Genomic DNA, 12666 nt, shown 5'->3' on the forward strand with positions numbered 1-12666 from the left:
GCCCCCGACCTCGGCCCCCGTCCCGACCCCTACTCCGACCCGGACCCCAAGCCCACCCCCACCCCCGCCCGTGGCTTCGACGCCGTGGCCGAGGCCGTGCTCGGGGACGCGCCGCTCACCGCGCCGGGCGATGCCACCACCCCGGCACTGCTCGCGGAGCCGACGGCCCGTATCAACGAGGCCGTCAAGGAGGGGCGTACGCAGGACGCGGCTCGGCTCGCGGAGCAGACGGCGGCGGAGGCCTCGGACACGCTGGGGCCGGAACACCCCGAGGTGCTCCGGCTCCGGGAACTCACCGCGTACATCGCCTACTTGTCGGGCGATCCGGACCGTGCCTTCCGGCTGTCCATGGACCTGGTCCGGATACACCGGCGTTCGGGCGACGCCGAGGCCGCGTACGGCAACGTGCAGAGCGCGGCGACCGCCTGGCGCGGTGTGCGCGACCCCGCACGGGGCCTGGAACTGGGACACGACCTGGTCGGCCTGTGGGGCGAACTCGCCGCCGACGGCGGCCCGGCCGCGGAGGAGGCCGAGGAGCTGGAGTCCGTCCGCGCCCGCATGGGCCGCCTCACCGCACGCGCCCGCGTCGAGGCGGGCTGACCCGCGCCCCGGGCGGTCCGCCGCCGGTTCCTACTTCGACAGTTCCCAGACCGCGTAGGCGATCGCGTCGCTGTTGCGGTCCAGGGCCGTGTCGTTGATGTTGGCGGTCGTGTCGCAGGACGAGTGGTAGCAGCGGTCGAACGGCTGGCCCACGGTGCCGCCCCACTTGGCCGCCTGTGCGGACGTCTTGCGGTAGTCCGCGCCGCTGAAGAGGCCGCCCACGGGGACGCCCGCGCTCTTGAAGGGCGCGTGGTCGGAGCGGCCGTCGCCCTCGGTCTCGATCTCCGTGGCGATGCCGAGGCCGGCGAAGTAGTCCTTGAACGTCTTCTCGATCGTGGGATCGTCGTCGTAGACGAAGTAGCCGGGGTTCGGGGACCCGATCATGTCGAAGTTCAGGTAGCCGCTGATCTTCGCGCGTTCGGCCGAGCCGAGGCTGTTGACGTAGGCACGGGAGCCGACGAGCCCCAGTTCCTCCGCGCCCCACCAGGCGAAGCGCAGGTGCTTGGCGGGCTGGTAGCCGGACCGGGCGACGGCGAGCGCGGTCTCCAGGACGGCGGAGGAGCCGGAGCCGTTGTCGTTGATACCGGGCCCGGAGGTGACGCTGTCCAGATGTGACCCGGCCATGACAACCTGATTGGCGTCGCCGCCGGGCCAGTCGGCTATCAGGTTGTACCCGGTGCGGCCGGAGGCGGAGAACTGCTGGAGCCGGGTGGTGAACCCGGCCGCGTCCAGCTTGGCCTTCACGTAGTCGAGCGAGGCCTGGTAGCCGGCGCGGCCGTGGGCGCGGTTGCCGCCGTTCGCCGTGGCGATCGACTGCAACTGCGCCAGGTGGGCCTTGACGTTGGCTATGGGTATGTCGGGCGCGGCGGCGGCCGCCGGGTGCGCGGGGGCGGGGGCCGCGCCGGCGACGGAACCGGCGGTCACCAGTGCGGCGACGGCGACGGCGGCGGCCGTCAGTGCGCGTCCGGAAGGCAGGAGCTTCATGTGGGGGGCTCCGAATTCCAAGGGGGCCCCGGTGAAGGGACCCCGCAGTGAATGGGGTGCCTGGATGGTGCGGGCGGGGCTGACCGCCCGTCAAGACCGTTATTCGGCCACCGCGTCGCACATACCGGAAGCCTCCGCTCCCGGCCTCGGGCCGGTCAGTCCCCTAGTGGACGCAGAACTCGTTCCCCTCCGGGTCCGTCATCACCACCCACTCCCCGCCCGGTTCCTTCACCTGGCGCTGCACGCTCGCCCCCAGCGACTGGAGCCGGGCGACCTCCTCCTCGCGCCGTCCCTCCGTCGCGTGCACGTCGAGGTGGAGCCGGTTCTTGCCGGTCTTGGCCTCCGGGACGCGCTGGAACAGCAGCCGGCGCCCGAGCCCGGTGCCGCTCTCCTCCTGGAACGGGTCGTCGGGGTGCCGTACGGCGGCCAGGTCGCGCCAGGCGCGGCGCCCGTGCGCCTCGACGGTCAACTCCGCGGGTACCGCCCCGAAGCCCAGCAGTTTCTCGATGAGGGCGCTGTTGTCCTCCACCTCGTAGTGGAGGGCCGCGGCCCAGAACTCCGCCTGAGCGTGCGGTGCGGTCGCGTCGATGACGACTTTGAAGTGCAGCGGGGCCGGCTGTGAGGTCGAGGTCGATGTCATGTAACCACTTATACTGGTTTCATGAGCGAACGGGCAGGGGAATCGCGGAAAAGGCGGGCGGAGGGGCGGGAGGCGGCGCAGCGGTCGTCCCCGGGGCGGCCCCCCGGACTGACGCTGGTGTCCCGCGAGGGGAGGCCCTACCGCTTCGACCCGGGTGCGCTCTGCCTCGAACTGCTGCCGACCGGGGGCCCCGGCGCCTTCGCGCGCTGGGAGGTGCTGCACGAGCCCGCCGACCTGGTGACCTGGGCGGAGCGCAGCCGTCTGCCGGACGGCCTAGACCTGACCGTGGACCGTGCGGACGTGGCGCGGGCCAGGACCCTGCGCGACGCCCTCTTCCTCCTGACCGCCGACCGGGCCCACGGACGTGCGCTCCACCCCGGCCATCTGGACGCCGTCAACGCCGCGGCGGCCGAACCCCCGCTGGTCACCCGCCTCGAACCGGACGGCAGCCGTGGCTGGGCCCCCGGGGCCACGGGCGCCGGCCTGCTGTCCACGGTGGCGCGCGACGCGATCGACCTGTTCACCGGCCCGTACGCGGACCGCATCCGTGAGTGCGGCGCCCACAACTGCCGTCTGCTGTTCGTCGACACCTCACGCCCCGGCCGCCGCCGCTGGTGCGCGATGGAGCACTGCGGCAACCGGGAGAAGGTGCGGGCACACCGCGCACGGCAGACACCGGACAAGCGCTGACCCGGCGCCCCGCGCGGGGCTACGGCTTGGCCGCCCCGACGTCACGCTGCCCGGGCGTACCAGGCGTGCCGGGCGTACCGGGTGTGTCGGCTGCGTCGGGCGCGCCGGGCGCATCGAGCGACGAGGTGGAGGCGGCGGAGGCGGCGGAGGAGACGGAAGGGGCAGCGGCCGGCCTGCCGGAGGCCACGATCCCCTGCTCCCGGGCGGCAGCGTCCCCCTTGACCGGCGGTACGCCCGCGCCCGCCCGGTCCAGTTGCTCCCGCAGGGCCCGCGCCGTCCGGCGGGCCGTGCGCAGCGCGTCCCAGGTGAGCAGCGTCAGCGCCAGCCAGACCAGCGCGAAGCCGGCCCAGCGCTCGGGCGGCATGGCCTCCCCGAAGTACAGGACGCCGAGCACGAACTGGAAGACCGGCGCCAGGTACTGCAACAGCCCCAGCGTGGACAGCGGCACCCGGATCGCCGCCGCGCCGAAGCAGACCAGCGGGATCGCGGTGACGACGCCGGTCGCGGCGAGCAGGGTCGAGTGGCCGGGGCCCTCCGTGGTGAAGGTGGACTCGCCCTGCGCGCCGAGCCACAGCAGGTAGCCGAGGGCCGGCAGGAACTGGATGGCCGTCTCGGCGGCGAGCGACTCGACGCCGCCGAGGTTGACCTTCTTCTTCACCAGGCCGTACGTGGCGAAGGAGAAGGCGAGGCAGAGGGAGATCCACGGCGGCTGCCCGTAGCCGACGGTGAGGACGAGCACGGCGGCGAAGCCGGTGCCGACCGCCGCCCACTGTGCGGGCCGCAGCCGCTCCTTGAGCAGCAGCACGCCCATCGCGATGGTGACCAGCGGGTTGATGAAGTAGCCGAGCGAGGCCTCGACGACGTGGCCGCTGTTCACGGCCCAGATGTAGACGCCCCAGTTCACGGTGATGACGGCGGTGGCCACCGCCACCAGGACGAGCCTGCGCGGCTGCCGCAGCAACTCGCCGGCCCAGGCCCAGCGCCGTACGAAGAGCAGGGCGACGGCGACGAAGACGAGGGACCAGACCATCCGGTGGGCGAGGATCTCACCGGCCCCGGCGGGCTTGAGCAGCGGCCAGAAGAGGGGGACGAGCCCCCACATCCCGTACGCCGCGATGCCGTTCAGCAGACCTATGCGCTGCTCACTCCTGGACGACCCGGCCACGGGCACCTCCTTGTCGCACACGGCATGCCGGGGACGGGGGAGGCATGCCAGGACGAAGGTAGCGCCGCACCCGGCCGCCTGTCATGCCCGTATCGCAATACGGTCATGACAGGCGAGGCGGGCGGGAAAGGCGGAGGTCAGCCCTTGAGCGCGGCGGCGACGGCCTCCGAGAGCGGTGTCGTCGGGCGGCCGGCCAGCCGGGACAGGTCGCCGGTGGAGACGACCAGCTCGCCCTTGGCGATGGAGGCGTCCACGCCCGCGAAGACGTCCGCGAGCGGTCCGGGCACCCCGGCGCCGGTCAGGATGCCGGTGTAGGCCTCGACGGAGACGGGGTTGTAGACGATCTCCCGGCCCGTCTGCCGGCTCAGCTCGGCGGCGTACTCGGCGAAGCTCCACGCCTCGTCGCCGCCCAGCTCGTACGCCTTGTTCTCGTGACCCTCGCCGGTCAGGACGGCGACGGCGGCGGCCGCGTAGTCGGCGCGGGAGGCGGAGGAGATCCGGCCCTCGCCGGCCGCCTGGACGACGGCACCGTGCTCCAGGACCGGGGCGAGCTGCTCGGTGTAGTTCTCGTGGTACCAGCCGTTGCGCAGCAGCACGTACGGCACGCCCGAGCCGGTCAGCACCGCCTCGGTGGCGCGGTGGTCGTCGGCGAGCGTCGCCTTGAGGGTCTCGGGTGCGCTGGTGTAGGCGAGCAGCGCGACACCGGCCTTCTTCGCCGCGTCGATCACGACCGTGTGCTGCCGGACGCGGCCCTTGTCGAACTCGTTGCCGGAGACCAGCAGGACCCGGTCGCCGGCGGTGAACAGGCCGTCGAAGGTCTCGGGGGCGTTGTAGTCGGCGACCGCGATCCGTACTCCGAGGGCGGCGAGGTCGGCGGCCCGGTCGCGGTCCCGGACGACCGCGGTGACCTGGTCGGCCGGCACCTTCTCCAACAGTTGCCGCACGACGTGGCGGCCGAGGTGTCCGGTGGCTCCGGTGACGACGATGCTCATGGTTTCAGTGCTCCTGGTGGGGGTTCGTTGTCACTAACCCTACGGGCCGCGCTAACTAACGGAAAGTGCCCACTTTCAAGTAAGGTACTTACCCGGACGTAAGCCGGGAGCAGGAAGTCGGTAGCCAGGAGTCAGGACCTGTGCCGGAGGGGCCCGGACGGAAGTCGTCCGGGCCCCTCCGGCACAGCGGTGGACGGCGCTCTCGTCAGCCGACGACCGTCCAGGTGTCGTTGCCGGCGAGCAGCGCCGCGAGGTCCCCCTTGCCGTTCTGCTCGACGGCGGTGTCGAGCTGCTCGGACATGAGCGTGTCGTAGACCGGCCGCTCGACCGACCGCAGGACGCCGATCGGCGTGTGGTGCAGGGTGTCCGGGTCGGCGAGCCGGGAGAGCGCGAAGGCCGTGGTCGGGGACGCGGCATGCGCGTCGTGGACCAGGACGTCCGACTCGTTGTCCGCGGTCACGGTGACGACTTCCAGGTCCCCGCTGCGCGGATCCCGTACGACACCCTTGGCGCCGTCGGCGCCGAAACGGATCGGCTGCCCGTGCTCCAGGCGGATCACCGCCTCCTCGGCGCGCTGGTTGTCCTTGAGGGCGTCGAAGGCGCCGTCGTTGAAGATGTTGCAGTTCTGGTGGATCTCGATCAGGGCGGTGCCCGGGTGCTCGGCGGCCTGCCGCAGCACCTCCGTGAGGTGCTTGCGGTCCGAGTCGACGGTCCGGGCGACGAAGGACGCCTCCGCGCCGAGGGCCAGCGAGACCGGGTTGAACGGCGCGTCCAGCGAGCCCATCGGGGTCGACTTGGTGATCTTGCCGACTTCTGAGGTCGGCGAGTACTGGCCCTTCGTCAGGCCGTAGATCCGGTTGTTGAACAGCAGGATCTTGAGGTTGACGTTGCGGCGCAGGGCGTGGACGAGGTGGTTGCCGCCGATGGAGAGGGCGTCGCCGTCGCCGGTGACGACCCACACGCTCAGGTCCCGGCGCGAGGCGGCGAGCCCGGTGGCGATGGCGGGGGCGCGGCCGTGGATGGAGTGCATCCCGTAGGTGTTCATGTAGTACGGGAAGCGGGAGGAGCAGCCGATGCCGGAGACGAAGACGATGTTCTCCTTCGCCAGCCCGAGCTGGGGCATGAAGCCCTGCACGGCGGCGAGGATCGCGTAGTCGCCGCAGCCGGGGCACCAGCGCACTTCCTGGTCGGACTTGAAGTCCTTCATGGACTGCTTGCCCTCGGCCTTCGGCACGAGCTGGAGCAGTGCGTTGGTGTCAGCCATCGATGGCCTCCTTCAGGACCGTGGCGAGCTGTTCCGCCTTGAACGGCATGCCGTTGACCTGGTTGTACGACTGGGCGTCGACCAGGTACCTCGCCCGGATCAGGGTGGCGAGCTGGCCCAGGTTCATCTCCGGGACCACGACCCTGTCGAACCGCGCGAGCACCGCGCCGAGGTTGGCCGGGAAGGGGTTGAGGTGCCGCAGGTGGGCCTGGGCGATCTCCTCGCCGGCGGTGCGCAGCCGGCGCACGGCCGCGGTGATCGGGCCGTACGTCGAGCCCCAGCCCAGCACCAGCGTCCGCGCGCCGTCCGGGTCGTCGACCTCCAGGTCGGGGACGTCGATGCCGTCGACCTTCGCCTGCCGGGTGCGGACCATGAAGTCGTGGTTGGCCGGGTCGTAGGAGATGTTCCCGGTGCCGTCCTGCTTCTCGATGCCGCCGATCCGGTGTTCGAGCCCCGGCGTGCCCGGCACCGCCCAGGGCCGCGCGAGGGTCTGCGGGTCGCGCTTGTACGGCCAGAACACCTCGGTGCCGTCGTCCAGGGTGTGGTTCGGCCCCTGCGCGAACCGCACCGTCAGATCCGGCAGCTCGTCCGGCTCGGGGATCCGCCACGGCTCGGAGCCGTTGGCGAGGTAGCCGTCGGAGAGCAGGAAGACCGGCGTGCGGTACGTCAGCGCGATCCGCGCGGCCTCCAGTGCGGCGTCGAAGCAGTCGGCCGGGGTGCGGGGGGCGACGACCGGGACCGGCGCCTCGCCGTTGCGCCCGTACATCGCCTGCAGCAGGTCGGCCTGCTCGGTCTTGGTCGGCAGGCCGGTGGAGGGGCCGCCGCGCTGGATGTCCACCACCAGCAGGGGCAGTTCCAGACTCACCGCCAGCCCGATCGTCTCGCTCTTGAGCGCCACGCCGGGGCCGCTCGTCGTCGTCACGGCCAGCGAACCGCCGAAGGCCGCGCCGAGCGCCGCGCCGATCCCGGCGATCTCGTCCTCGGCCTGGAAGGTGCGCACGCCGAAGTTCTTGTGCCGGCTCAGCTCGTGCAGGATGTCGGACGCCGGGGTGATCGGGTACGAGCCCAGGAACAGCGGCAGGTCCGCCTGCCGGGACGCGGCGATCAGACCGTAGGCCAGGGAGAGGTTCCCGGAGATGTTGCGGTAGGTGCCGGGCGGGAACGCCGTCGCCGCCGGCGCCACCTCGTAGGAGACCGCGAAGTCCTCCGTGGTCTCGCCGAAGTTCCAGCCCGCCCGGTAGGCCGCGATGTTGGCGGCGGCGATGTCGGGCTTCTTGGCGAACTTCGACTTCAGGAACTTCTCCGTGCCCTCGGTGGGCCGGTGGTACATCCAGCTCAGCAGCCCGAGCGCGAACATGTTCTTGGAGCGCTCGGCCTCCTTGCGGCTGAGGTCGAACTCCGTGAGCGCCTCGACGGTCAGCGTCGTCAGCGGCACCGGATGCAGCCGGTAGCCGTCGAGGGAGCCGTCCTCCAGCGGGGAGGTGTCGTAGCCGACCTTCTGCATCGCCCGCTTGGTGAACTCGTCCGTGTTGACGATGATCTCCGCGCCCCGCGGCAGGTCGCCGACGTTCGCCTTCAGCGCGGCCGGGTTCATCGCCACCAGCACGTTGGGCGCGTCGCCCGGGGTCAGGATGTCGTGGTCGGCGAAGTGGAGCTGGAAGGACGAGACGCCGGGCAGGGTGCCGGCGGGCGCCCGGATCTCGGCCGGGAAGTTCGGGAGCGTCGACAGGTCGTTGCCGAAGGACGCCGTCTCCGACGTGAATCGGTCGCCGGTGAGCTGCATCCCGTCGCCCGAGTCACCCGCGAACCTGATGATCACCCGGTCGAGCCGGCGGACGTCCTTCGCCCCGACCGGTTTGCGCTGCGCTCCCACGACGGTCTCGTCGGTACCGTCGGCCTGCTCCGCTGGGCTGCTGACCTGGCTGGTCACTTACTGGACCTCCCTCGGGACGGCTGTCCGGGGACTGGTCTCCCACCGACCGGTCCCGGGATCAACACTACGTCCGCACACCATGACTTCAGGTGGACATTCGGATGATGGACACGACGTCGAGACGGAGCGCGGCCCCGGAATTCCGGGGCCGCGAGGCGTGGGCCGCCCGTGTCAGGAATTGAGATAGGTGAGCACGGCGAGCACCCTTCGGTGGTCACCGTCGCTCGGGGACAGGCCCAGCTTCATGAAGATGTTGCTCACGTGCTTCTCGACGGCGCCGTCGCTGACGACGAGCTGCCGGGCGATCGCCGAGTTGGTCCGGCCCTCGGCCATGAGGCCCAGCACCTCCCGCTCCCGGGGGGTGAGCCCCGCCAGCACGTCCTGCTTGCGGCTGCGCCCGAGCAACTGCGCGACCACCTCCGGGTCCAGCGCCGTACCGCCCTGTGCCACGCGCACCACCGCGTCCACGAACTCCCGCACCTCGGCCACGCGGTCCTTGAGCAGATAGCCGACGCCCCGGCTGGAACCGGCCAGCAGTTCCGTCGCGTACCGCTCCTCCACGTACTGCGACAGCACCAGCACGCCGAGCCCGGGATGCGCCTTGCGCAGCCGCACCGAGGCCCGCACCCCCTCGTCGGTGTGCGTCGGCGGCATCCGTACGTCCGCCACCACGACGTCGGGCAGCTCGCCCTGCGCGTCCAGCTCGGTGATGGTCTTGATCAGTGCCTCGGCGTCGCCGACACCGGCCACGACGTCGTGCCCGCGGTCGGTCAGCAACCGGGTCAGCCCCTCTCGGAGCAGCACTGAATCCTCGGCGATGACCACCCGCACCCTGTCCTCCACGATCTCGGCCCCCCACAGCCCGTGCACCTCACGGTCCGCGCGGCCCGCGCCGCGTCCACGAACCGTCCGTGCGACGGGTCCAGCATCCCAGCATCCGGGGCCGGACGCCCTCAGGGCGCGGGAACTCCGGGAGACCGGCCCCGATCAGGCCGCCCGATGGCCGGTTTCCCGACGGGTTCCCGAGCACTTCCCGACCACGCCGTTCCGACCCCCACGGCCGGGGGAAGGGGCCGGGGGCGCAGGCCGGCGCCTGGGCCCTGGAATGAGCCCCGTGCTGAGGCGGGCGCCGGAGTCGGGGCCGCCGCCGGGCCGGGTGCGCCCGGGCGCCAGGGCCGACGCCGGGGCTCAGGGCTCAGGCCGGGGGCGGCGCCGGGGCGATGAGGCGCCGGGCGGGCAGGACACGGGGGGCGACACGACACGGGCCCAGGGATGGTGTCCGCCCCGGTACCGGCTTCAGCCGCAGCGGCGGCGTCCGTGCCGGTCACGCGGCCCGGCCCCCGCGCCGGTCACGCGTCCCGGCCCCGTGACGGAGCCGAGCCGCGCGGCGACGCCGGATGCCGAGCAGGGCAGACGGTGACCGGGGTGGGCGGAGGGACGGTGACCGGGGCGGTCGGAGCATGACTGAGGTCGGTCAGAGCATGACCGAGGGCGGTCAGATGTTGGCCGGGTCGGTCCGCCACGGCAGTTCCGCCGTGATCCGCGTCGGCCCCCCGGCCGGCGAGTCCACCACGAGGATCCCGTCGACCGCGTCGAGCCGCTCCGCCAGACCGGCCAGCCCCGAACCGGCCGACGCGTCCGCACCGCCCACGCCGTTGTCCACGACCTGGAGCATCAGCCGGCTCTCCGCCCGCCACACCTCCACCGCGGCCCACGTGGCCCGCGCGTGCTTGCTGATGTTCTGGAGCAGCTCCGAGACCGTGAAGTAGGCGATGCCCTCGATCGCCGACGCCGGTCGCTCCGCCAGGTCGACCTCCACCCGCACCGGTACCGTGCAGCGCGAGGCGACCGCCGACAGCGCCGCGTCCAGACCCCGGTCGGTGAGGACCGCGGGGTGGATGCCGCGGGCCAGGTCCCGCAGCTCCTGGAGCGCCGTCTTCACCTCGCCGTGCGCCTCGTCCACCATGACGGCCGCGGCCCGGGGGTCCTCCTTCAGCTTCTCCTTGGCCAGCCCCAGATCCATGGCGAGGTTGACGAGGCGGGCCTGCGCCCCGTCGTGCAGGTCGCGCTCGATGCGCCGCAGGTCGGCCGCGGCCGTGTCCACCACGACCCCCCGGTCCGACTCCAGCTCCACGACCCGCGTCGCCAGCCTCGACGGCCCCAGCAGCCCGTGCACCATGACCCGGTCCACCGTCGTCAGCGCCCGCACCAGCCACGGCGTGACCAGCGTGAACAGCAGCCCGATCACCGCCGTCACGGCGATCTCGAACGGGTTGTCGAGGTAGATCCGGTGCGTCTCGTCGCCGTAGAGCTGGAGCCCGTCCTGACCGGCGTACATCGGGAACACCCAGAACCACAGCGGGTACGTCAGCATCGCCCACCCGGTCGCCCAGAAGGTCACGGACACGGCGAAGGAGAACACCGACCAGGGGAACTGCACCACCGCGTACAGCAGGCTCCGCCAGGAGGCGCCACTCTTGAGCACCGCCCCCATCCAGCCCATCGCCCCCTGCTTCTTCATCCGCAGCGGCTCGGGGTCGGGCATCCGCAGCCCCAGCAGGGCCCGCGCCCGCACCCGCTCCATGGCCCCGAAGCCCCGGCACCCGGCGAGCGCGGCGGCCAGTACCGGCACCCCCAGGAAGGTGACGAGCAGGCCCGCTCCCAGCGACACCATCGTCACCGCGTACGTGAAGAGCAGGATGCCGACCGGCAGCCCCAGCAGCACGTAGCCGAACTCCCGCAGGCTCCGCGCCTCGAACGGTGCCCGCAGCCCCGCCGGCAGCCGGTGGCGCCGCGTGCCGGTCTCCCCGGGGAAGCCGGACCCGCTCCCGAGCCCGTAACTCTGTCCGTATTCCGTGGCCATCGGTGCCGTCCCTCTCCTCGTCGCCCTGCGGCTGCGCCGTCGTACCTCAACCCTCCTGGACCGCGCCGCTCCGGCCAATGGAGCCCGTCGGCGTCCGCGAAGGGGGGTTTTCCCTACCTTCCGGGCGCGGAGCCGGCCGCGTCGGCCCGCGTGCGGTCGCGCCACGGCAGCTCGGCCGTGACCGTCGTCGGGCCGCCCTCCGGCGAGTCGACGACGAAGAGGCCGTCGACGGCGGACAGCCGGTCGGCGAGGCCCTTCATCCCCGTACCGCCGTCGAGGCGCGCGCCGCCCCGGCCGTCGTCCTCCACCTGTATGAGCAGCCGGTCGGACGACCGCCACACCTCCACCGCGGCCGACCTCGCCCCGCTGTGCTTGCTGACGTTCTGGAGCAGCTCCGAGACCGTGAAGTAGGCGATGCCCTCGATGGCGGGCGCCGGGCGCTCCGCCAGGTCGACGGTCACCTCGACCGGCACGGTGCAGCGGGAGGCGACCGAGGAGAGCGCCGCGTCCAGGCCCCGGTCGGTGAGGACGGCGGGATGGATGCCGCGGGCCAGGTCCCGCAGCTCCTGCAGGGCCAGCTTCACCTCGCCGTGCGCCTCGTCCACCATGGCCGCCGCCGCGTCCGGGTCCTCCAGGAGCTTCTCCTTCGCCAGGCCGAGACCCATGGCGAGGTTGACGAGGCGGGCCTGCGCCCCGTCGTGCAGGTCGCGCTCGATGCGCCGCAGGTCGGCCGCGGCCGTGTCCACCACGATCCCGCGGTCCGACTCCAGCTCGGCGATCCGCCGCTCCAGCTCGTCGGACGGCGACAGCAGCCCGCGCACCATCGCCCGGTCGACGTTGGCCATGCCCCGCGCGATGAACGGCAGCACCGGCCACAGCACGAACAGCGACGTCAGCGTGACGACGAAGGTGGCGACGCCCCAGGGGAACCGGACGACGTCGTACAGCACCGTGCGCCAGCCCACCGGGTCCTTCAGGGACATCCACATCTGTGCGAAGAAGCCGCGCCCGCCCAGCCGCGGCAGCGGACTCGGCTCGTCCACCCGCACCCCGAGCAGCGCCCGGGCCCGGGCCCGCTCCAGCTTCCCCAACTGCCGCGCGCCCAGCAGACCGGCCGCCAGCAGTGGGAGCCCGACCACCGTGACCGTCAGGCCGATGCCGACGGACAGCATCGTCACGACGTAGACGAAGCCGAGCAGCGCCGCCGGGAAGTTCGCCAGCAGATGGGCGATCTCCTTCCAGGTGTGCCGGTCGTAGGCGAGACGGGCCGGCGGCGGGCGGTCGTCGGCCGCCGCACCGGTGGTCCGGGCGCGGCTCGGGGTGGAGAGACGTTCGGTCATACCCGTCAGCGTGCCGTGCGGCGCGGCACCACGCCATGAGGTGGGCCGCCCGGCACGCACTGAGGAAAACCCCACCCCGCGTCTCAACCCGCGACGGGCTGCTTACCGTCTCTTTATCAGGCTCTAGACTCCCGTGCGTACGGATCGTCGGGCGGCTGCGTCCCCGACGGTCACGACGTTCACGACAGGGAGCGA

Annotated in this window: 11 protein-coding genes; 2 read left to right on the forward strand and 9 right to left on the reverse strand. The window is 72.4% G+C overall.

Going from position 1 to position 12666, the window contains the following annotated elements; genetic code table 11:
* The coding region (locus tag IG88_RS0102825; protein ID WP_031034578.1) for a hypothetical protein at positions 1-600 on the forward strand (600 nt) is incomplete at its 5' end.
* Between the two features lie 30 nt (positions 601-630).
* Here the strand turns inward: IG88_RS0102825 and IG88_RS0102830 are convergent.
* Together IG88_RS0102830 and IG88_RS0102835 are read right to left on the reverse strand one after the other, a co-directional pair.
* Entirely contained in the window at positions 631-1584 is a 954-nt protein-coding gene (locus IG88_RS0102830; RefSeq protein WP_031034580.1) for a M28 family metallopeptidase, read from the reverse strand.
* 163 nt (positions 1585-1747) lie between these two features.
* Positions 1748-2224, reverse strand: coding sequence for a VOC family protein (locus tag IG88_RS0102835; RefSeq protein ID WP_031034582.1), 477 nt, complete (start codon positions 2222-2224; stop codon positions 1748-1750).
* Between the two features lie 117 nt (positions 2225-2341).
* Here IG88_RS0102835 and IG88_RS0102840 point away from each other — a divergent pair, with 117 nt between their 5' ends.
* Positions 2342-2914 (forward strand): ABATE domain-containing protein, encoded by a 573-nt coding sequence (locus IG88_RS0102840; protein ID WP_031034585.1) that lies wholly within the window; start codon positions 2342-2344, stop codon positions 2912-2914.
* 19 nt (positions 2915-2933) lie between these two features.
* Here the strand turns inward: IG88_RS0102840 and rarD are convergent, their stop codons facing one another.
* The 7 genes from rarD to IG88_RS0102875 form a co-directional block, all read right to left on the reverse strand.
* On the reverse strand, positions 2934-4079 hold the full coding sequence (rarD, locus tag IG88_RS0102845; RefSeq protein WP_234331983.1) for an EamA family transporter RarD: 1146 nt from the start codon (positions 4077-4079) through the stop codon (positions 2934-2936).
* A gap of 137 nt (positions 4080-4216) precedes the next feature.
* The gene (locus IG88_RS0102850; RefSeq protein WP_031034589.1) at positions 4217-5071 is read right to left on the reverse strand and encodes an SDR family oxidoreductase; all 855 of its coding nucleotides are present in this window, start codon (positions 5069-5071) and stop codon (positions 4217-4219) included.
* 205 nt (positions 5072-5276) lie between these two features.
* On the reverse strand, positions 5277-6335 hold the full coding sequence (locus IG88_RS0102855) for a 2-oxoacid:ferredoxin oxidoreductase subunit beta (protein ID WP_031034592.1): 1059 nt from the start codon (positions 6333-6335) through the stop codon (positions 5277-5279).
* On the reverse strand, positions 6328-8265 hold the full coding sequence (locus IG88_RS0102860) for a 2-oxoacid:acceptor oxidoreductase subunit alpha (protein WP_031034594.1): 1938 nt from the start codon (positions 8263-8265) through the stop codon (positions 6328-6330). The genes IG88_RS0102855 and IG88_RS0102860 overlap by 8 nt, the downstream gene beginning before the upstream one ends.
* Before the next feature lie 174 nt (positions 8266-8439).
* The gene (locus IG88_RS0102865; protein WP_324608992.1) at positions 8440-9099 is read right to left on the reverse strand and encodes a response regulator transcription factor; all 660 of its coding nucleotides are present in this window, start codon (positions 9097-9099) and stop codon (positions 8440-8442) included.
* A gap of 664 nt (positions 9100-9763) precedes the next feature.
* Positions 9764-11131, reverse strand: a complete 1368-nt coding sequence (locus tag IG88_RS0102870; protein WP_031034597.1) for a sensor histidine kinase — start codon at positions 11129-11131, stop codon at positions 9764-9766.
* Between the two features lie 113 nt (positions 11132-11244).
* A complete protein-coding gene (locus IG88_RS0102875; protein ID WP_031034599.1) occupies positions 11245-12471 on the reverse strand; it encodes a sensor histidine kinase in 1227 nt (408 codons plus the stop codon).
* Positions 12472-12666 lie beyond the last annotated feature (195 nt).

This window comes from Streptomyces sp. NRRL F-5650, from assembly GCF_000721365.1.
Lineage (GTDB): Bacteria > Actinomycetota > Actinomycetes > Streptomycetales > Streptomycetaceae > Streptomyces > Streptomyces ardesiacus.

What these genes read in the sequence shown, in the direction of transcription:
- IG88_RS0102835 (WP_031034582.1), bottom strand. Translation starts at nt 2,224, where the DNA reads ATGACATCGACCTCGACCTCACAGCCGGCCCCGCTGCACTTCAAAGTC.
- IG88_RS0102870 (WP_031034597.1), bottom strand. Translation starts at nt 11,131, where the DNA reads ATGGCCACGGAATACGGACAGAGTTACGGGCTCGGGAGCGGGTCCGGC.
- IG88_RS0102850 (WP_031034589.1), bottom strand. Translation starts at nt 5,071, where the DNA reads ATGAGCATCGTCGTCACCGGAGCCACCGGACACCTCGGCCGCCACGTC.
- IG88_RS0102830 (WP_031034580.1), bottom strand. Translation starts at nt 1,584, where the DNA reads ATGAAGCTCCTGCCTTCCGGACGCGCACTGACGGCCGCCGCCGTCGCC.
- IG88_RS0102855 (WP_031034592.1), bottom strand. Translation starts at nt 6,335, where the DNA reads ATGGCTGACACCAACGCACTGCTCCAGCTCGTGCCGAAGGCCGAGGGC.
- IG88_RS0102875 (WP_031034599.1), bottom strand. Translation starts at nt 12,471, where the DNA reads ATGACCGAACGTCTCTCCACCCCGAGCCGCGCCCGGACCACCGGTGCG.